This is a genomic window from Teichococcus rhizosphaerae, assembly GCF_002631185.1.
GTDB lineage: Bacteria > Pseudomonadota > Alphaproteobacteria > Acetobacterales > Acetobacteraceae > Pseudoroseomonas > Pseudoroseomonas rhizosphaerae.
The window spans coordinates 103793-121766 of the sequence record NZ_PDNU01000003.1 but is presented as its reverse complement, the minus strand read 5'-3'; the positions used below and the strand labels follow the sequence as shown (position 1 = coordinate 121766).

General features: G+C 72.9%; 19 protein-coding genes and 1 tRNA gene. 11 read left to right on the top strand and 9 right to left on the bottom strand.

What is annotated here, in order from left to right:
* Nucleotides 1–53: 53 nt before the first annotated feature.
* The 4 genes from pdeM (at nucleotide 54) to CR162_RS02965 (ending at nucleotide 4239) form a co-directional block, all read left to right on the top strand.
* The gene (gene pdeM, locus CR162_RS02980; RefSeq protein WP_367604087.1) at nucleotides 54–761 is read left to right on the top strand and encodes a ligase-associated DNA damage response endonuclease PdeM; all 708 of its coding nucleotides are present in this window, start codon (nucleotides 54–56) and stop codon (nucleotides 759–761) included.
* Entirely contained in the window at nucleotides 758–2188 is a 1431-nt protein-coding gene (locus CR162_RS02975; protein ID WP_099094050.1) for a cryptochrome/photolyase family protein, read from the top strand. Before pdeM ends, CR162_RS02975 begins: the two co-directional genes overlap by 4 nt.
* The gene (locus tag CR162_RS02970) at nucleotides 2185–2922 is read left to right on the top strand and encodes a metallophosphoesterase (RefSeq protein WP_099094049.1); all 738 of its coding nucleotides are present in this window, start codon (nucleotides 2185–2187) and stop codon (nucleotides 2920–2922) included. Before CR162_RS02975 ends, CR162_RS02970 begins: the two co-directional genes overlap by 4 nt.
* 126 nt (nucleotides 2923–3048) lie before the next feature.
* Entirely contained in the window at nucleotides 3049–4239 is a 1191-nt protein-coding gene (locus CR162_RS02965; protein ID WP_099094048.1) for an alpha-hydroxy acid oxidase, read from the top strand.
* Between the two features lie 86 nt (nucleotides 4240–4325).
* Here CR162_RS02965 and CR162_RS02960 read toward each other — a convergent pair whose 3' ends face one another.
* On the bottom strand, nucleotides 4326–4853 hold the full coding sequence (locus CR162_RS02960) for a DUF6134 family protein (RefSeq protein ID WP_099094047.1): 528 nt from the start codon (nucleotides 4851–4853) through the stop codon (nucleotides 4326–4328).
* Between the two features lie 334 nt (nucleotides 4854–5187).
* Here CR162_RS02960 and CR162_RS02955 point away from each other — a divergent pair, with 334 nt between their 5' ends.
* The 4 genes from CR162_RS02955 to gltA all read left to right on the top strand — a co-directional run bounded on the left by CR162_RS02955 (nucleotide 5188) and on the right by gltA (nucleotide 9379).
* Entirely contained in the window at nucleotides 5188–5721 is a 534-nt protein-coding gene (locus CR162_RS02955) for a SixA phosphatase family protein (RefSeq protein WP_099094046.1), read from the top strand.
* Between the two features lie 4 nt (nucleotides 5722–5725).
* The gene (locus CR162_RS02950; protein ID WP_099094045.1) at nucleotides 5726–7267 is read left to right on the top strand and encodes a CHAD domain-containing protein; all 1542 of its coding nucleotides are present in this window, start codon (nucleotides 5726–5728) and stop codon (nucleotides 7265–7267) included.
* Nucleotides 7268–7354: 87 nt separating this feature from the next.
* A complete protein-coding gene (locus CR162_RS02945; protein ID WP_099094044.1) occupies nucleotides 7355–7918 on the top strand; it encodes a thermonuclease family protein in 564 nt (187 codons plus the stop codon).
* Nucleotides 7919–8071: 153 nt separating this feature from the next.
* Complete coding sequence (gene gltA / locus CR162_RS02940) at nucleotides 8072–9379, top strand: citrate synthase (RefSeq protein WP_099094043.1); 1308 nt, start codon at nucleotides 8072–8074, stop codon at nucleotides 9377–9379.
* Between the two features lie 105 nt (nucleotides 9380–9484).
* Here the strand turns inward: gltA and CR162_RS02935 are convergent, their stop codons facing one another.
* The 4 genes from CR162_RS02935 to CR162_RS02920 all read right to left on the bottom strand — a co-directional run bounded on the left by CR162_RS02935 (nucleotide 9485) and on the right by CR162_RS02920 (nucleotide 11548).
* On the bottom strand, nucleotides 9485–10555 hold the full coding sequence (locus tag CR162_RS02935; RefSeq protein WP_099094042.1) for a hypothetical protein: 1071 nt from the start codon (nucleotides 10553–10555) through the stop codon (nucleotides 9485–9487).
* A 321-nt stretch (nucleotides 10556–10876) separates the two neighbouring features.
* Nucleotides 10877–10952 (bottom strand) — tRNA-Glu (locus tag CR162_RS02930).
* Between the two features lie 61 nt (nucleotides 10953–11013).
* Nucleotides 11014–11187 carry a DUF2256 domain-containing protein gene (locus CR162_RS02925; protein ID WP_099094041.1) on the bottom strand — a complete coding sequence of 58 codons (174 nt, stop codon included), beginning with the start codon at nucleotides 11185–11187 and terminating at the stop codon, nucleotides 11014–11016.
* Nucleotides 11188–11260: 73 nt separating this feature from the next.
* Nucleotides 11261–11548, bottom strand: coding sequence for a DUF6476 family protein (locus CR162_RS02920; RefSeq protein ID WP_099094289.1), 288 nt, complete (start codon nucleotides 11546–11548; stop codon nucleotides 11261–11263).
* Between CR162_RS02920 and CR162_RS02915 the strand changes: the two genes are divergently transcribed.
* Nucleotides 11535–12560: an RluA family pseudouridine synthase gene (locus CR162_RS02915; protein ID WP_245870094.1), complete on the top strand. Its 1026-nt coding sequence runs from the start codon at nucleotides 11535–11537 to the stop codon at nucleotides 12558–12560. The genes CR162_RS02920 and CR162_RS02915 overlap by 14 nt on opposite strands.
* Before the next feature lie 230 nt (nucleotides 12561–12790).
* Complete coding sequence (rpoH, locus tag CR162_RS02910; RefSeq protein ID WP_099094288.1) at nucleotides 12791–13675, top strand: RNA polymerase sigma factor RpoH; 885 nt, start codon at nucleotides 12791–12793, stop codon at nucleotides 13673–13675.
* Between the two features lie 81 nt (nucleotides 13676–13756).
* Here rpoH and CR162_RS02905 read toward each other — a convergent pair whose 3' ends face one another.
* The 4 genes from CR162_RS02905 to CR162_RS02890 all read right to left on the bottom strand — a co-directional run bounded on the left by CR162_RS02905 (nucleotide 13757) and on the right by CR162_RS02890 (nucleotide 17154).
* The gene (locus CR162_RS02905; RefSeq protein ID WP_099094039.1) at nucleotides 13757–14110 is read right to left on the bottom strand and encodes a DUF3140 domain-containing protein; all 354 of its coding nucleotides are present in this window, start codon (nucleotides 14108–14110) and stop codon (nucleotides 13757–13759) included.
* Nucleotides 14107–14613, bottom strand: a complete 507-nt coding sequence (locus tag CR162_RS02900) for a hypothetical protein (RefSeq protein WP_099094038.1) — start codon at nucleotides 14611–14613, stop codon at nucleotides 14107–14109. Before CR162_RS02900 ends, CR162_RS02905 begins: the two co-directional genes overlap by 4 nt.
* Nucleotides 14614–14716: 103 nt before the next feature.
* Nucleotides 14717–16006, bottom strand: a complete 1290-nt coding sequence (locus CR162_RS02895) for an adenylosuccinate synthase (RefSeq protein ID WP_099094037.1) — start codon at nucleotides 16004–16006, stop codon at nucleotides 14717–14719.
* A gap of 2 nt (nucleotides 16007–16008) precedes the next feature.
* The gene (locus tag CR162_RS02890) at nucleotides 16009–17154 is read right to left on the bottom strand and encodes an ATP phosphoribosyltransferase regulatory subunit (protein ID WP_099094036.1); all 1146 of its coding nucleotides are present in this window, start codon (nucleotides 17152–17154) and stop codon (nucleotides 16009–16011) included.
* Nucleotides 17155–17354: 200 nt separating this feature from the next.
* Here CR162_RS02890 and CR162_RS02885 point away from each other — a divergent pair, with 200 nt between their 5' ends.
* Nucleotides 17355–17909, top strand: a complete 555-nt coding sequence (locus tag CR162_RS02885) for a hypothetical protein (protein WP_099094035.1) — start codon at nucleotides 17355–17357, stop codon at nucleotides 17907–17909.
* Nucleotides 17910–17974: the final 65 nt, after the last annotated feature.

The window sequence follows — 17974 nt, the reverse complement described above, 5'->3', positions numbered from 1 at the left end:
CCCGCCCCGCCTTCCGTCCGGTAACGCAGTTCGAAGCAATGATTTCCGCTCCCTTGCATCTGGCTGGCGAACGCCTGGCCCTCGATCCGGCCGGTGCGCTGTTCTGGCCCGCGCGGCAGATGCTCGTGCTTTCGGACCTGCATCTGGAGAAGGGCAGCCACTTCGCCGCGCGCGGCCAGCTCGTGCCGCCCTATGACACCCGCGAGACGCTGGCGCGGCTGGCGGCGCTGCTGCGGCGCTACGGCCCCTCGCAGCTGGTGTTCCTGGGCGACAGTTTCCACGACGCCGCCGGCGCCGCCCGCCTCCACGCCACCGACCGCGCCACGCTGCTGCACCTGCTCTCCGGCCGGCAGGTGAGCTGGGTGCTCGGCAACCACGATCCCGTGGCGCCCGAGGCGCTGCCCGGCGAGTCGGTGGAGGAGCTTTCCCTCGGCCCGCTGCTGTTCCGGCACGAGGGGCAGCCCGGCGCCCGGCCCGGCGAGGTCAGCGGCCATTTCCACCCCCGCGCCGCCATGCCCACGCGCTGCGGCCCGGTGGAGCGCGCCTGCTTTCTGGCCGATGGCCAGCGCCTGCTGATGCCGGCCTTTGGCGCCTATACGGGCGGCCTTTCCATCACCGCGCCCCCCGTGGCGGCGCTGTTCCCGCGCGGCGGGCGGGCCTTCCTGCTGGGCCGGGAACGCCTGTTCAGCTTCGCGGTGGGGCCGATGAAGCATCTGGCCGCCCGTTCCAGGGCCGAGGCCGGGTCCGGCGCGGCGCCATGAGCGGGGCGGCTCCTTCCTTGCTCTGGCTGCGCCACGACCTGCGCCTGGCCGACAACCCCGCGCTGCACGCCGCATCGGATGGGCCGGTGCTGCCGGTCTATGTGCTGGACGACGCGGCGGCCGGGCGCTGGGCGCCGGGCGGCGCGCATCGCTGGTGGCTGCACCACAGCCTCGCCGCGCTTTCGGCCGCGCTGGAGAAGGCGGGGGCGCCGCTGCTGGTGCTGCGCGGTGAGGCCACGGCCCTGATCCCCCGCCTCGCCGCCCGGATCGGGGCCGCGACAGTGCATGCCGGCCGGCTCCACGCGCCCTGGGCGCGGCAGCGGGACGCAGCGGTGGCCAAGGCGCTGGCGGCCGAGGGGCGTGGCCTCGAGCTGCACAATTCCGCCCTGCTGGTGGAGCCGGACCGCATCCGCACCGGGCAGGGCAACCCCTATTCGGTCTTCACCCCCTTCGCCCGCGCGGTGATGGCGCTGGGCGACCCGCCGCCGCCCATTCCCGCCCCTGCCCGGCTGCGGGGCGTGGCGCACCCGGTGCAGGGCGAGGCGCTGGACGCGCTCGGCCTGCTGCCCCGCGCGCCCGACTGGGCGGCCGCCTTCCCGGAATACTGGACGCCCGGCGAGCACAGCGCCACCGCCCGCCTGCGCGCCTTCATCGAGGACATCGCCGGCGGCTACGAGCATGCGCGGAACATCCCCGGCCAGGACGGCACCTCCCGCCTTTCGCCCCACCTGCACTGGGGCGAGATCTCGCCGCGCCAGGCCTGGCACATGGCCGCCGGCATCGGCGACGCCACGGCGCGCCAGGCCTTCCGCCGGCAGCTGATCTGGCGGGACTTCGCCCACCATGCGCTGTGGCACCGCCCCGACCTGCCCGAGCGGCCATTGCGCGCCGCCTACGCGGACTTCCCCTACCAGCCGGACGCGGCGCTGCTGCGCGCCTGGCAGCGCGGCCGGACGGGCTATCCCATCGTCGATGCCGGCATGCGGCAGCTCTGGCGGCACGGATGGATGCACAACCGGGTGCGCATGATCACCGGCAGCCTGCTGGTGAAGCACCTGCTGCAGCCCTGGTGGGACGGTGCCGCCTGGTTCTGGGACACGCTGGTGGATGGCGACCTCGCCAACAACAGCATGAACTGGCAGTGGATCGCCGGCTGCGGGGTGGACGCGGCGCCCTATTTCCGCATCTACAACCCGGTCCTCCAGGGCGAGAAGTTCGACCCCGACGGCCACTATGTCCGCGCCTTCGTGCCGGAGCTGGCGAAGCTGCCCCGCAAATGGCTTCACCGCCCCTGGCAGGCGCCGGAGGCCGTGCTGCGCGAGGCCGGCGTGGCGCTGGGCCGGACCTATCCCCGCCCCGTGGTCGATCACGAGACCGGGCGCGCCCGTGCCCTGGCCGCCCTGAAATCGTTGAAAGAGGCGGAATGACGCTCTCCGCCACCCCCTTGCTGCTCCGGATCAAGCAGGACTTCGCGGGATTGCGCGTGGTGGGCGACGTGCATGGCGATGCCCGCGCCTTCGCCGCCGCCATCGAGGGCGCGGCGGCGAAGCGCCTCTTCGTGCTCCAGCTCGGCGACCTGACCGACCGCGGCCCCGACAGCCCCGCCACGCTGCGCATGGCCTTCGACCTGCTCGATTCCGGGCGCGGCCTGTTCATCCTGGGCAACCACGACCACAAGCTGCGCCGCGCCCTGGCCGGCGCCCTGGTGCGGCCCGACCCCGAGGGGCTCGGCGTCACCCTCGCCCAGCTCGACGCCGCGCCGGACGGGGCCGAGCTGAAGGCCCGCGCCCTGGCCGCCATCGCCGAGGCGCCGGCCTGGCTGCGCTTCGGGCCCTGGCTGTTCGTGCATGGCGGCTTCCACCCGCGCATGCTGCGCGAGCCCTCGCCCTGCGACGCGGGCGTGGGCAAGCCGGAGGGGCTGGTGCCGCGCGCCCTGTTCGGCCAGGTGACCAGCCGCACCCGCGCCGACGGCTACCCGGAGCGGCTGCACAACTGGGTGCACCGCATCCCCTCCGGCATCACCGTCTATTGCGGGCACGAGATGCGCAGCGTGGATGGCCGCCCCTATGTGGCGGTGGCCGCCGCCGGCGGGCGGGCGGTGTTCCTGGACACGGGCGCGGGCAAGGGCGGCCATCTTTCCTGGATCGACCTGCCCTGGTAGGCGGGCGGCGTGGGCGTGGCCGGCGGGCATCCCCGCCGCCGCCGGCGCAACGGGATCTGCCGCCGAAACCCTTTGCCAAAGCCGCGACGGGCGGGACAATGCCGGCTCTACCCCGGAGGGAACGCCATGCCGCCCGTGACCAACATCGAGGACCTCCGCCGCATCGCCCGGCGGCGCATCCCCCGCGCCATCTTCGACTACGCCGACCGCGGCTCCTATGACGAGGCCACGCTGCGCGCCAACCGCGACGACCTTTCCGCCCTGAAGCTGCGCCAGCGGGTGATGATCGACGTGTCCGACCGCAGCACCGGCAGCACCATGCTGGGGAAGGCCGTGTCGATGCCGGTGGCCATCGCCCCCACCGGCCTGACCGGGCTGTTCCACGCGGATGGCGAGATCCATGGCTGCCGCGCGGCGCATGCCTTCGGCATCCCCTTTACGCTCTCCACCATGTCCATCTGCTCCATCGAGGACGTGGCGGGCGCGGTGGACAAGCCCTTCTGGTTCCAGCTCTACGTGATGCGCGACCGCGGCTTCGCCCGCTCGCTGGTGGAGCGCGCCATCGCCGCCCGGTGCTCGGCGCTGGTGCTGACGCTCGACCTGCAGATCCAGGGGCAGCGGCACAACGACATCAAGAACGGCCTCGCCGTGCCGCCCAGGCTGACGCTGCGGAACATGCTCGACGTGGCAACCAAGCCGCGCTGGGCGCTGGAGGTGCTGCGCGGCCGGCGCAAGACCTTCGGCAACCTGACCGAAGCGCCGGGGGCGAAGGAGGGGCTGAACACCCTCTCGCACTGGATCGCCGGCCAGTTCGATCCTTCGCTCTCGTGGAAGGACGTCGCCTGGATCCGCTCCCTCTGGCCGGGCAAGCTGATCCTGAAGGGCGTGCTCGACGTGGACGACGCCCGCATCGCCGCCGACACGGGGGCGGACGCGCTGGTCGTCTCCAACCATGGCGGGCGGCAGCTCGATGGCGCGCCCTCCTCCATCTCCGTGCTGCCCGCCATCGCCGAGGCGGTGGGCGACCGGATCGAGGTGATGTTCGACGGCGGCATCCGCTCCGGCCAGGACGTGATGAAGGCGCTGGCCCTCGGCGCCCGGGGCTGCATGATCGGCAAGTCCTGGCTCTATGGCCTGGCGGCCGGTGGTGGGCCGGGCGTCACCCAGGCGCTGGAGATCATCCGCAAGGAGCTGGACGTTTCCATGGCGCTGACCGGCGTGAAGGACATCCCCGGCATCACGCCCGAGATCCTGCACGCACCGCGCCGGGGCGACGTGCTGCGCTCCGGCGGCTCGCGGCTGGAGGCGGCCGAGTAGGCCGCTTCCGGCTCAGGCGGCGCGCAACGCCGCCAGCGGGCCCTCCCCCCTGGCGGCGTGGCCGGCGGGAAGGCGCGTGGGCGGCGTCAGCCCGGCTCGTAGCGCACGGCGCTGCCATCGTCGCCGCGCATGGTGAAGCCGACCCAGCGGCCGGCGGAGTCGTAGAGCGCCACCATGTCGCGTGCCGGCCAGCGCCAGCGGGTCAGCGCTCCCTGCCAGTCGCGCGAGGGCGGCTCGGCCAGGGGCAGGCCGGTGCCGGCGTCGAACAGCGGGCGGTCCAGGTGCTCCGGCGCCCACCAGGACAGCGGCGCCGCCGTGGCAGGCAGCGTCACCGTCCCCTCCGGCCCGGTGCCGCGGAGACCCTCCGGCCCCGCCAGCAATTCCAGGCGCGCCGCCTTGCCGTCCTTCTCCAGGCGGGAGGCGAAGCCCGCGAGCCGCCCGCCCTCCCAGCGCTCGGCATAGTCGTGATGGTAGCGGAACACGGTGAAGGAGAGCAGCTTCACCTCGAGCGCCACCACGGTGCGCACGACGCCGCCCGCCTCCCTGCGGACGCTGTGGGTGCCGATCTCCCGCCCCTCCCGCAGCACGCGGAAGCTGTAGCCGGCGGCCGGCATGGCGCCCAGCGGCGAAGCCGCGAGAACCGATGATGGCGCAGCCGCCGAGCCTGGCGGCGGCGCGGCCGCGGACGCCATCCGTGGCGCGACAGCCGGCAGCCAGGACGCGGCGAGCAACGCGCGGCGGCGCATCAAGGCCGGCCTCGCCACGCCGCCTGCCTGCCCCGGAGCCGCAGCGCCCGCTCCTCCGCCGGCACCGGCCACCGCCATCCGTCCGCCCATGCGCCGCTCCTTGCTCCGTTGCATCCCCCGTCAGATGGGCGGGCCGGGGCGGAAGCGTAACCCCGCCTCCTCACCCCGCGACAGATGCCGCGCCGCGTGCCAGACTGCGCCCATGCGGCAACTGCTCCTGCTAAGGCACGCCAAATCGTCCTGGGACGACCCCAGCCTGCCGGACCATGCCCGCCCGCTGAACGCGCGCGGCAAACGCGCCGCCGCCGCCATCGCGGGGGTGATGCACGGCCTTGGCCTGGCGCCGGACATCGTGCTGGTCTCCTCGGCGCGGCGCACGCTGCAGACGCTGGAGGCGCTGGCGCCGCTGCCGGACAGCCCCATGGTGGAGCCGATGGACGACCTCTACCTGGCCTCCTGGCACCGCCTGCTGGAAACCCTGCGCGAGGCGCCGGAAACGGCGCGCAGCGTGCTGCTGATCGGCCACAACCCCGGCCTGCACGACCTGGCCCTGGCGCTGGCGGGGCCGGCCGGCATGGCGGGCAAGGCACCGGGCACCCAGCGCCTGGCGGGTGGCTACCCCACGGGGGCGCTGGCCGAGTTCGCCATCGCCGCGCCCTGGCGGCTGCTGGAAGCGGGGGGCGGGCGGCTGGTCCGCTTCGTCGCGCCGAACGACCTGCCGGAAATGGCCATCTGACCCGATGACTCTGCGCCTCGATCTTGCCATTCCGCCGGCGGCCGCGCCCCGGCTCTGGCGCCATCCGGCGCTGGCGGCGCGCAAGCGGCCGCGCGGCGCCGCCGAGGCCTGGGACTGGCTGGACAGCGCCGAGGGATCGCTGGCCAAGGCCGGGCTGGCGCTCCGCGCCAATGCGCGGGGGGAGCGCCGCCTTTGCCCGCTCCGCCCGCCCGAGGGCTTCGCCCTTCCCGGCGCCGCCCTGCCGGAAGGCAGCGTCCTGCCGGCCGATTCCGTGCCGCAGGAGGCGGGCGAGGCGGCGCTGGTCCCGCTCGCCCATTTCACGGGCCGGGTGGCGCAATCGCCGCCCGACGCCACCGGCGTCGCCCTCCGCTGGCACAGCGGCACGCTGCGGGCGGCGGACCGGGAATGCGCGGTGGCGCTGCTGCGCCTGGAAGGACCCGAGGCGGCGGTGCTGGCGCTGGCCGCCGCGCTGCCGGGGCTGCCCGCCACGGCCGGGCTGGACGAGCTGGCGCTGGCCCTGGCGCGCGACGCCCCGCCCCGCCCGCGCCGCAAGGGCGCGCCCGACCTCGGCGCCGCCGCCACGCCGGACGACGCGCTGGCGCTGGCCATCGCCCACCTGGCCACGGTGCTCCTGGTGCAGGCGCCGCTGGCCCGGGAGGGGGCGGGGCCGGAGGGGGTGCACCAGCTGCGCGTCGCCGCCCGCCGCCTGCGCTCCTGCCTGAGGACCTTTCGCCCGATGCGCGACGGCCAGGCGCTGCGCGAGCTCGATTCGGGACTGCGGGACCTGGCGCGCGCCCTGGGCGAGGCGCGCGAATGGGATGTGTTCCTGGGCGGGCTGGGAGCCGAGCTGGCGGCCAGGCTGGGGCCGGACCAGCGCTGGGAGCAGTTGCTGCGCGCCGCCGCACGGCGCCGGCTGGAAGCCTATGGGCGCCTGCGCGGCGTGCTGGAAGGCGAGGCGTTCCACGCGCTGGCTTGGCGGGCGGCGCGGCTTGCCGCGCTGCGGGAATGGCAGGCGCCGGATGCGGCCGCCGCCGAGGCGCCGCTGCACGCCCAGGCGGCGGCCCTGCTGGCACGCCGGCGCCGCAAGCTGCTCCGGCGCGGCCGCGCCATCGAGACGCTGGACGACGATGCCCTGCACGAGCTGCGGCTGGACGCCAAGCGCCTGCGCTATGTGGCGGAGCTGTTCGCGCCGCTCTGGCCGGGCAAGCCGGCGCGGCGCTTCCTGCGGCGGCTTTCGGCCTTGCAGGAGGCGCTGGGCCTTTCCAACGACGCGGTGACGGCACGTGCCCTGGTCGCCAGCCTGGGCGGCGGGGCGCGGCACGACCCTGCCCCGCCGGGCACCGCAGCATCCAGCCCCGAAGCGACCGGCCCCAAAGCGACCCGCCCCAAAGAGACCGGCCCCGTTGCCCCCGAGCCCGTGGCGCCGGAATGGGCGATCGGGCTGGCGGAAGGCTGGTCGCTCTTCGCGGGACGCGACACGCGGCCCACCGTGCTGCGCGCCTGGCGCCGCTTCCTGCGCGCCGGCCCGTTCTGGGCGGATGCCTGAGCGGCGCCTCCGGCCGCGCGCATGGGTGCGGCCGTAACTTAACCTCCGCTTGAACCGGCCCGGCCAGATGGGCTAACGCTCCGCCGCGTGTTGACCCGCCGCCGCATCTTCCGCCCCTCTCCCGCGCCGCGCCGCTGGCGTGGCCTCCTGCTTGGCGCCGCCCTGGCCATGCCGCTCCTGGCCCTGGCCGGGCTCGGCCTGCCGGGGAGCCTTCTCGGCTTCGTGCCGCATGAGCAGAGCTGGACGGCGGAGGCCGGGAGCGTGCGCGTGGTGGACGGCGACACGCTGCGCCTCGGCGAGCGGACGCTGCGCCTGGCCGGCCTGGTCTCCCCTCCGCGCGGGCAGACCTGCACAACGCCGGGGGGCGCCGGCTTCGACTGCGGCGGCGCGGCGGCCGAGGCGCTGGCGCGGCTGGTGCAGCGGAGCGACCTCGCCTGCCGGGTGCGGGGGCGGGACCGCTTCGGGCGCGCGCTCGGCGTATGCGAGGCGGGCGGCGTGGAAACCAACACCGCCCTCGTCGCGGCCGGCTGGGCGCTGGCGGCGAGCGAAGAGGGGGGCCTGCTGGCCGCCGAGGCCGCGGCGCGCGGTGCCGGGCGCGGCCTCTGGTCCTACCCCGCGGGCGCGCCGGAGAGCTGGCGTGGGCGCCCCTGAAGGGCCCTGGCCGGCCGGTTTCGTCCCGCCGCGACGGCACCAGTCATGCGCCCCCCCGGATGGACAAGTCCGCGGGCCGACGCCTAATCTTGCGCTGCATCATTGACGGCGCCGGCACGATCGGCGCCGCCCCCCGAATAAGAGGACGACGCCATGAGCAGCACGGCCAAAGGGTCCGTCACCGTCTCGCTCGACGGATCCAACAAGTCCGCCACACTGCCGTTGATCCAGGGCTCGATCGGGCCGGACGTGTTCGACATCCGCAAGCTGTACGGTGAACTCGGCGTCTTCACCTTCGACCCCGGGTATGGTGGCACGGCGGCGTGCGAGAGCGCCATCACCTATATCGATGGCGACGAGGGCGTGCTGCTCTATCGCGGCTACCCGATCGAGCAGCTGGCCGAGAAGTCGAACTTCCTCGAGGTTTCCTACCTGCTGCTCTATGGCGAGCTGCCGACCAAGGAGCAGCTGGCGAAGTTCGACCGCGGCGTGACGCTGCACACCATGCTGCACGAGCAGCTGCGCACCTTCTACAACGGCTTCCGCCGCGACGCGCACCCGATGGCGATCCTGTGCGGCGTGGTGGGCGCGCTTTCCGCCTTCTACCACGACAGCCTCGACATCTCGGACGCCAAGCAGCGCGAGATCGCGGCCTTCCGCCTGATCGCCAAGGTGCCGACCATCGCGGCCTGGGCCTACAAGTACTCGATCGGCCAGCCCTTCGTGTACCCGCGCAACGACCTCAGCTATGCCGAGAACTTCCTCTACATGCTGAACGCGGTGCCGGCCGAGGAGTGGAAGCCGAACCCGGTCCTGTCGCGCGCCATGGACCGCATCCTGGTCCTGCACGCCGACCATGAGCAGAACGCCTCCACCTCCACGGTGCGCCTGGCGGGCTCGACGGGCGCCAACCCCTTCGCCTGCATCGCCGCCGGCATCGCGGCGCTGTGGGGCCCCGCCCATGGCGGCGCCAACGAGGCGGTGCTCAAGATGCTGGACGAGATCGGCAGCGTCGAGAACATCCCCGCCTTCATCGAGAAGGTGAAGGACAAGAACTCCGGCGTGAAGCTGATGGGCTTCGGCCACCGCGTCTACAAGAACTTCGACCCGCGCGCGAAGATCATGCAGGCGACCTGCCACGAGGTGCTGAAGGAGCTCGGCATCAAGGACGAGCCGCTGCTCGACCTCGCCATGGAGCTGGAGCGCATCGCGCTGTCGGACGACTACTTCGTGTCCCGCAAGCTCTACCCGAACGTGGACTTCTATTCGGGCATCATCCTGAAGGCGATGGGCATCCCCACCCACATGTTCACCGTGCTGTTCGCGGTGGCGCGCACCGTGGGCTGGGTGAGCCAGTGGAAGGAGATGATCGAGGAGCCGGGCCAGCGCATCGGCCGTCCGCGCCAGATCTACACCGGCGCCACCCGGCGCGACGTCACGCCGCTCGAAAGCCGCGGCTGACCGGCCTGCGCGCGGCGTTTCCGGGCCCCGGCCCGGCAGCGCCGCGCCATGCGCCCCGCACCGGTCCACGCCCCGCCCGGCCTCGCCGCGGCGGGGCGTCGCGTTTCAGCCGGCGCGGGCGGCGACGAGCTCCTCCGCCGCCACCGGCAGGGCGGGCGCGGCGCGCTGCGGCTGCAGCGGCACCACGCGCCCGGGCGGGGTGCCGTCGTAGCGGAAGGAGACCTCGCTGGTCGGCAGGAAGGCCGCGCGGCACTGGCGGCGCGAGAAGTGCAGCCCCTCATCGACCGGGTCTCGGGCGTATTGCGCGCCCATCACGAAATGGCCCTCCGGCGCGCGGCCATAGGCGCGCCGCAGCATGGCCAGCATCAGGTGCCAGGCGGTTCCGTTGCGGGTGTCGCGCGCGCCGGAGTCCAGGAAATAGGTGTTGGGTCCGAAATCGATGCCCGCGAAGGCGGCCATGTCCTGCCCGCCGCCGCGCGCCACGGCGATGAAGTTGTTTTCCCGCATCGCCACCAGCCGCATGGCGAAGCGCAGGAACTGCCGGGGCAGGCGGAAGTCGAGTTGCTTGCGCTCCGCCAGCATGGATTTCAGCCCCTGCAGGGCGCCCCAGCGGCGCAGCGTTTCCCAGCCCCGCCGCGTTTCCACCGACAGGTCGGCGAACTGCTCCTGCGCGCGCCGGGCGTTGCGGCGGGCATTGTTGCTGAGGCCGCGCAGGTAATCCTCCCAGCTCCCCCATTCGCGGAACGGGACCGCGTGTACCGTGATCGGCTCCACGGCGGTGACGCTGATGCCCGGGATGTCCGCGAGCTCCGCCTCGCGCGGCGCTTCGAGGCTCCATTGCGAGCCGTAGCGATACTCTCCCGGCCCGAGCCGGCCCAGCACCGCCTGCATCGCCTGCGGCCAGAGCCCCCGCTCCTCGGGCAGCAATTGCAGGCTGTCGGCGAAGACGCGCTGGCGCAGCCCGATGCCGACGGCGCATTGGCCGACCTTCCGCCGCTCTCCGCCGCGCAGGGCGTGGATCTCGAGCAGGCGGAGCCGGTAGGGAAGGTGATGGTCGAGCTGCCAGAGGGCCAGGGCCTTGTGCGCGCAACGGAACGATGCCCCGCAACGCTGCGCGAAGCAGTCCCATTCCGCGGCGCCCGCAGCGCAGTCGGAGATGACGAGGGTTGTCGACATGGGAGAGAAGCTGCCGTGTTCTTGAGGTGCTCCTGCCGGAGCGACAGGTTCAGGCACAGCATATCATCGCATTTTTTCGACAAATCCCCAACTTTGGTTAATTCGCGTCAATGGTTCGCACCCATGACCTTGCCAACGTCAAGCTGCCGGATATTGTGATGAGGGTTATCCGGTTAAGCGTCGGCAATGCGGCGGCAGCCGGGCAATTGCCGAACAGGCCGCAACGGCACGCAGATCGGGAGAACAATCCCGGCCTGGTCTGCTATTCATCATTGATATGGAAGGAAACGACGCCTCGGAATAAGCCCGGCTGAAAAGCCTTGGCGTCCCCTAGGGGATTCGAACCCCTGTTGCCGCCGTGAGAGGGCGGTGTCCTAGGCCTCTAGACGAAGGGGACTGGAGGCGTCGTGTGAGGGGGCTTCTATCGGGTGGGGCGCCCCCAGGCAAGAGGCGATGCGCTATTTTCCGCCAGCGGAACGCTTTTTGTCGGCCATCGGGTGGCGCCCCGTGCGGCAGGCATCGCTGCAGAAGCGGACCTCCTCCCACACCCGGGCCCATTTCCGCCGCCAGGCGAAGGGCCGGCCGCAGGCGGCGCAGGGCTTTTGCGGCAGGTTCGGCTTCCGGTGGGCCATGGCGTCCCCTCTCCTTCCCCCTCCACCGGCGCGGCCGCCCGCCAAGGTGACGCGCCACGGTGACGCGCCATGGTCACTCGCCCAGGCGGATCTCGCCGGCCACGCGGCCATTGCGGGGGTCCACCAGCAGGATGCGCGCGCCATCGGGCCGCTCCACCCACACCGCCAGCCGCCCGTCCAGCGCGGCGATCTGGCCGATCCGCGTGCCGGGCGGCTGGCGCAGGGCGAGATCCGTGCTAACCCCGCTGGAGATGCCGCTCGCGGCGCTGTTCATCTGCTGAACCAGCGCGACCACCAGCGCCACGGTGGCGACGATGATCATCACCCCCATCACGACCACCAGAATCTTGAGTCCGCGCATCAACACTCCCCGCACCGAAACGGCCGAGCCCGGCGCCACGCCGGATGGCCCCCATGACGTCCTCGCCGGCCCCGGCGATGCGGGCAGCCGCGCCGACCGGTTCCTGGCCGGGGCGATAGGCACGTTGTCCCGCTCCCGCGTCAAGGCGCTGATGGAGGCGGGGCACGTGACGCGCGACGGCGTGCCGCTGACCGACCCCTCCGAGCCGGTGCGGCCGGGCGCGCTCTACCGCGTGGCGCCGCCCGCCCCGTTGCCGGCCACGCCGCAGGCACAGGCCATGCCGCTGACCATCCTGTTCGAGGATGCCCACCTGATCGTGCTGGACAAGCCGGCGGGGCTGGTGGTGCACCCGGCTCCCGGCAACCAGGACGGCACGCTGGTGAACGCGCTGCTGGCCCATGCGGGGGACGAGCTGACCGGCATCGGCGGCGAGAGGCGCCCCGGCATCGTCCACCGGCTCGACAAGGACACCTCGGGCGTGATGGTGGTGGCCAAGAGCGCGGTGGCGCATCAGGCGCTCTCGGAAGCCTTCGCCAGCCGCGACCTGGAGCGCTCCTATCTGGCGCTCGCCTGGGGCGTCCCCTCCCCCGCCAGGGGCGAGGTCGAGGCGCCCATCGGCCGCCACCCGGCGGACCGCAAGCGCATGGCCGTCGTGTCGCGCGGCGGCAAGGCGGCGCTGACGCGCTTCGCCACGGAGCGGGCCTGGGGGACCGCCTGTGCCCTGCTGCGCTGCCGACTCGCCACCGGACGGACCCATCAGATCCGCGTGCATCTGGCGCATATCGACCATCCGCTGGTGGGGGATCCGGTCTACCTGCGGCGCATCCCGGCTGCGGCAAAAGCGCTGCCGGAGGCCGCGCGCGACGCATTGCTGGCCTTTCCCCGGCAGGCCTTGCATGCGGAAACGCTGGGCTTCAACCATCCCGTGACCGGTGCGCCGCTGCGCTTCTCGGCGCCAATGCCGAGCGACATGAAGGCTTTGCTCACATTGCTGGATGGTAACCCGGCGTAACCCGACTATTACAGTCGGGATTTTCTTGCGCAACCCGGCCAATAAGGGTAGCGTTCACCTGTCGCCAACGCCGGGTGCCAACACCATGGCGCGGCCGTCGGAACCATTCCTGACCTATGTGACCTTGGAATGGGTCGGCGCGTCAGGGCCCGCGTGCAAGGCGACCGGACCAGGCGCCGGGGCTCGCCGTCACAGGGGCTCCCGGCCGGTGCAGGAGGCAGATGCTGACCATGGCTTCCACTTCGATGATTCCGATCGCCCCGGAGGGCAATCTTTCCCGCTACCTCCAGGAGATCCGCAAGTTTCCCATGCTTTCGCCGGAGGAGGAGTTCCGCCTGGCGAAGGAATGGAAGGACAATGGCGACCAGCAGGCCGCCCACCGTCTCGTCACCTCGCATCTGCGCCTCGTGGCGAAGATCGCCATGGGCTATCGCGGCTACGGCCTGCCCGTCGGTGAGCTGATCAGCGAGGGCAATGTCGGCATGATGCAGGCCGTCCGCCGCTTCGATCCCGACCGGGGCTTCCGCCTGGCCACCTATGCCATGTGGTGGATCCGCGCCGCGATCCAAGAGTACATCCTGCATTCCTGGTCGCTGGTGAAGATGGGCACCACGGCCGCGCAGAAGAAGCTGTTCTTCAACCTGCGCCGGCTGAAGGGCCAGATGGCCGCGCTGGAGGAGGGCGACTTGCAGCCCGAGCAGGTCGAGAAGATCGCCCGCGTGCTGCAGGTGCCCGAGCAGGACGTGGTGTCGATGAACCGCCGCCTCGCCTCGCCCGACAACTCGCTGAACGCGCCCGTCCGCGCCGACAGCGAGGGCGAGTGGCAGGACTGGCTGGTGGATGACAGCGAGAGCCAGGAAACCGAGATCGCCGAGCGGCAGGACATGTCCAACCGCCGGCAGCTTCTCGGCGAGGCGCTCAAGACGCTCAACGAGCGCGAGCGCCACATCCTGATCGAGCGGCGGCTGAAGGACGAGCCGACCACGTTGGAGGAGCTGTCGCAGCAGTACAACATCTCGCGCGAGCGGGTGCGACAGATCGAGGTGCGGGCCTTCGAGAAGCTCCAGAAGAGCATGAAGACCCAGATCATGGAGCGGCGGCTCACCGCCGAGTGACGACGGCCAGGGGAAGTTCCGCTTCCCCGGCCCCCTTTGCCTCCCGCACGCACCGGCCGCCGCTGGCGCCCGGAAGCGTTTTCAGAGCAGCGGGTCGTGGCCCCAGTTCATCAGGGAATGGCGCCAGCGCGTGTCGGTGACGTCGCCGCCCGGCCGCTGCTTGCCGGGGCGGTGGACGTAGCCGATCACCTTGCGCATGTCGGCCAGGTCGTTATCCGTCAGCTCCGCCTGCTTGCGGGCTTTGATCTCCAGGATGCGCCCGCCCATCTGGTGGCCGACCGCCTCGCCCTGCCCCTTGGCGGTGACCTTCTCCCCTTCGCTGGTCATGCCGACGCTCTGGCTCTCGTTGGTGGCCAGCCACTTCCGCAGGGCGGCGGGCGTCATGTTCACCACCCTGCCGAACTCGGCGATGGTCTCGTCGCGGTCGAGGCTCATGCGCGCTGCTCCAGGGCCTTCTGCAGCTCGGCCTTGGTCATGCGGGAGCGGCCGCGAATGTCGCGCCTGCGCGCCTCGGCCGTCAGCGCCTCGCGCGTGGGGGTGCCATCCTTGCGGGCGCGGGCGGATTTGCGCGCGACGTCCGGCGGCTGGGCGCTGAACTGGCGGCCCTTGCGCGTGTCGGCCCGCTTCTTGGCCGTGCTGCGGTCGTACTCCTCCTTGCTGAGGGATTCGCGGGCCTTGCGGGGCAGGTAGCGCTCGCCCGTCTCGCCGCTCTTCTCGCCGGAGCGGGTGCCCCAGTCCTCGTCCTGCCATTTTTGCAGGTGGTTGTCGGCACTCTTGCGGCCCTTGTAGCCGCCGCCTTCTTCCTTGTACGCGCTGACGGCGCGCTGCGCCTTGCGGGCGGACCATTGCCCGGGCTTGCCGCCCTTGTTCTCGCGCGTGACCTTGGCCTTGACCTTCTCCCACAGTTTGGGGTCGGTCTTCTCCGCTGTGCTGGCCATGCCTGCCTCCTCGGAGGGATGACAGGAAAACGGCCGCGTGCCCCGCGGGGTTGCCCAAGCCGAAGGCGAGGTCCAGGGGCAGCGCCCCTGGCCTTCTACCGCGTCACCCCGCGAACGGGTCGCTCACCAGGATGGTGTCGTCGCGCTCCGGCGAGGTGGAGAGCAGCGTCACCGGCGCCTCCACCAGCTCCTCGATGCGCTTGACGTACTTGATGGCGGTCGCCGGCAGCTCGGCCCAGGAACGCGCGCCCTGGGTGGACTGGGTCCAGCCTTCCAGCGTCTCGTAGATCGGCTCGGCCTTGGCCTGGGCGCCCAGCGCGGCGGGCAGGCGCTTCACCACCTCGCCCTCGATCCGGTAGCCGGTGCAGATCTTGAGCTCTTCCAGCCCGTCCAGCACGTCGAGCTTGGTCAGCGCCAGGCCCTGGATGCCGCCCACCTTCACCGCCTGGCGCACCAGGCAGGCATCGAACCAGCCACAGCGGCGCGGGCGGCCGGTGACGGTGCCGAACTCGCGGCCCCGCTCGCCCAGGCGCTTGCCCACATCGTCGAACAGCTCGGTCGGGAAGGGCCCGGAGCCCACGCGGGTGGTGTAGGCCTTGGCGATGCCGAGCACGGTGCCGATGCCGTGCGGCCCGATGCCCGCGCCCGCCGCCGCGTTGCCCGCCACCGTGTTGGAGGAGGTGACGAACGGATAGGTGCCGTGGTCCACGTCCAGCATCACCGCCTGCGCGCCCTCGAACAGCACGCGCTTGTTGCCGTGGCGGGCCTCGTCCAGCCGCTCCCACACCGCCTCGGCATAGGGCAGCAGCTTCGGCGCCAGCGCCACCAGCTTGTCCAGCAGCTCCTGCTTCTCGAAGGTGGCAGCGCCCAGGCCCTTGAGCAGCGTGTTGTGGTGCAGCAGCAGCTCGTCGAGCTTGGCCGAGAGCGTCTCCGGCTCGGCCAGGTCGCAGAGCCGGATGGCGCGGCGCGCCACCTTGTCCTCATAGGCGGGGCCGATGCCGCGCCCGGTGGTGCCGATCTTGGCCTCGCCGCGGGCTTCCTCGCGCGCCTTGTCGATCGCCGGGTGCAGCGGCAGGATCAGCGGCACGTTCTCGGCGATGCGCAAATTGTGCGGGCCGACATCCAGCCCCTGCCCCCGCACGCGGGAGATCTCGGAGAGCAGCGCGTCCGGGTCCAGCACCACGCCGTTGCCGATGACGCCCAGCTTGCCGCGCACCACGCCCGAGGGCAGCAGGCTCAGCTTGTAGGTCTGGTTGCCCACCACCAGCGTGTGGCCGGCATTGTGCCCGCCCTGGAAGCGGACGACCACGTCGGCCCGGCTGGCCAGCCAGTCGACAACCTTGCCCTTGCCTTCGTCGCCCCACTGGGCGCCGATCACGGCGACATTGGCCATGGTCAAGCAATCTCCTCGATCGGCGCGGCGTCGTGGCCGCGCAGGATGTGGCCGCAGCGGAGCTGCCGCGGCGTGTCGGCGGCCGAAAGCGCCGCCACCGTGATGAAACCTTGGGCGCGCAGCCGCGCGGCCGCCGCCGGGTCGGCCCCCAGCGGAATGAAGACCCGCGGCGCGGCCGGCGTGGCGGGCGCCGCGCGGCGCACGGCATCGGGGTAGAGCGTCATGCCGGTGGCCGGCTCCTCGCCGCTGCGGTAGCGGCCGCCGCGCGCCAGCTCCCCCGTGTTGCCGGGGCCATACAGGGTGAAGGCCACGCCCACATGGTACTGCAGCCCGCGGAACTCCACCGGGTCCAGCGTGATGCGCAAGGCCGGCGCACGGGCGCGGATGGCGGCGACGATGGCCGCGGCATTGTCGGCGATGGCGCGCGCCTCGGGGGGCAGCTCCGCCTCGCGCAGGGCCTCCAGCGCGCGGTCGGCGGGCCCGGCGGCGGTGAGCAGCGCGGCCAGCCCGATGGCGGGCGGCCCGGCGATGGCGGCGAGCTCGGCCACCGCGGCGGCATCCTTGCGGTCCAGCGCGCGGGCGAGGCGGCGGCGGAGGTCGCCCTGCACGCCGGCGGCGTCCAGCAGGGCGGGCGCCATGGTGGGAAGCGTGATGTCGAGGCTCGGCGAGCCGATGCCCACCGCCGCCAGCGCCTCGACGCCGAGCAGCGCCACCTCCGCATCCGCCTCGGCGCTGTCGGCGCCGATCAGCTCGATGCCGGCCTGCGGGATCTGCCGCTCGGGTGCCAGCTGGTTGCCCTGCACGCGCAGCACCTGCCCGGAATAGGACAGGCGCAGCGGGCGCGGCACGTCGGCCAGGCGGGTGGCGGCGATGCGCGCCACCTGCGGCGTGGTGTCGGCGCGCAGCCCCATCATGCGGTGGCTGCCCGGGTCCATCAGCCGAAAGGTCTGCTCGGCCACGGCGGCGCCCGAGCCGGCCAGCAGGCTGTCCTCGAATTCCAGGAGCGGCGGCTTCACCCGCTCATAGCCATGACCGGCGAAGACCGCGAGCATGGCCTCCACCAACGCGGCCTCCCGTGCCGCCTCGGGGGGCAGCAGGTCGGAAAGGCCAGAGGGCAGCAGGGCGGGGCTGGGCAGGTCTTCGGTCATGGTTCCGGAGGCCGGGGCGCCGGGCGTGGCGCGGGGTCAGAGGCAAACGGCGGCTGTGTGGCAGCGCAAGGCGGCGGCGGCAAGGGCGGATCGTCGCGCCGGGGCGTGGCGGGCGAAATCCGGGCGGCGCGCGGCAGCGTGAAGCGCCCTTCTCCGCGCCGCCCCTGGCCCGGCGGGAGCGGCGCCTTATCTGCCGGGGCATGCAACGCCGCCACGCCCTCGCCCTCCTCGCCCTTCCCCTGCTCGCCGCCTGCGCGGGTGGCCAAGGCACGGACTACCGCATCGGCGGCTACGAGGTCGGCTTCGGCGACCGTATCCACAGCGCGGCGCTGCGCGCGCCCTGGGAGTTCGGCGACCTGTCGCGCTGGCAGGGGCAGCCCGGCCGTGCCGCCCTGGCCGTCGCCGATCTCGAGATCCTGACCGACGGCCTGGCGCGGGATCCCTACTGGTCGCCAGAGACCCCGCCCGACGTGGTGGCCCTGCTCGGCCGGGCGCGCGCGGCGGTGCGGGCACGGCTCGGCATCGAGCAGGGCGCGCCGCCCGCCCTGGTGGTGGCGGCACTGCTGCAGGCGGCGGACGCGCTGGAAACCGGCCGCGCCTCCCTGGCGCCGCGGGCGCTGGAGCAGCCGGGCTTCCGCCAGGACGGGCCCGGCACGCTGGGCCTGCTGGCCAGCCTGCCCCGGCTGCCCGAAACCTCCACCGCCGCCAATGCCGCGGCCGCCGAGATCGCCCGGCGCGCTGGCGGCACCGATTGAGCCGGGCCGGGCAGACCGGGGCGCACAACCGGGGGCAGGCCGTCACAGGCGGGCGCCCGGGCGAT

Coding starts and splice junctions, on each gene's coding strand:
- CR162_RS02895 (WP_099094037.1), bottom strand. CDS start 16,006: ATGGCCAATGTCGCCGTGATCGGCGCCCAGTGGGGCGACGAAGGCAAG.
- CR162_RS02935 (WP_099094042.1), bottom strand. CDS start 10,555: ATGTCGACAACCCTCGTCATCTCCGACTGCGCTGCGGGCGCCGCGGAA.
- CR162_RS02890 (WP_099094036.1), bottom strand. CDS start 17,154: ATGACCGAAGACCTGCCCAGCCCCGCCCTGCTGCCCTCTGGCCTTTCC.
- CR162_RS02970 (WP_099094049.1), top strand. CDS start 2,185: ATGACGCTCTCCGCCACCCCCTTGCTGCTCCGGATCAAGCAGGACTTC.
- CR162_RS02960 (WP_099094047.1), bottom strand. CDS start 4,853: ATGCCGGCCGCCGGCTACAGCTTCCGCGTGCTGCGGGAGGGGCGGGAG.
- CR162_RS02950 (WP_099094045.1), top strand. CDS start 5,726: ATGACTCTGCGCCTCGATCTTGCCATTCCGCCGGCGGCCGCGCCCCGG.
- CR162_RS02900 (WP_099094038.1), bottom strand. CDS start 14,613: ATGGCCAGCACAGCGGAGAAGACCGACCCCAAACTGTGGGAGAAGGTC.
- CR162_RS02920 (WP_099094289.1), bottom strand. CDS start 11,548: ATGCGCGGACTCAAGATTCTGGTGGTCGTGATGGGGGTGATGATCATC.
- CR162_RS02965 (WP_099094048.1), top strand. CDS start 3,049: ATGCCGCCCGTGACCAACATCGAGGACCTCCGCCGCATCGCCCGGCGG.
- gltA (WP_099094043.1), top strand. CDS start 8,072: ATGAGCAGCACGGCCAAAGGGTCCGTCACCGTCTCGCTCGACGGATCC.
- CR162_RS02925 (WP_099094041.1), bottom strand. CDS start 11,187: ATGGCCCACCGGAAGCCGAACCTGCCGCAAAAGCCCTGCGCCGCCTGC.
- rpoH (WP_099094288.1), top strand. CDS start 12,791: ATGGCTTCCACTTCGATGATTCCGATCGCCCCGGAGGGCAATCTTTCC.
- CR162_RS02885 (WP_099094035.1), top strand. CDS start 17,355: ATGCAACGCCGCCACGCCCTCGCCCTCCTCGCCCTTCCCCTGCTCGCC.
- CR162_RS02905 (WP_099094039.1), bottom strand. CDS start 14,110: ATGAGCCTCGACCGCGACGAGACCATCGCCGAGTTCGGCAGGGTGGTG.
- CR162_RS02975 (WP_099094050.1), top strand. CDS start 758: ATGAGCGGGGCGGCTCCTTCCTTGCTCTGGCTGCGCCACGACCTGCGC.
- CR162_RS02955 (WP_099094046.1), top strand. CDS start 5,188: ATGCGGCAACTGCTCCTGCTAAGGCACGCCAAATCGTCCTGGGACGAC.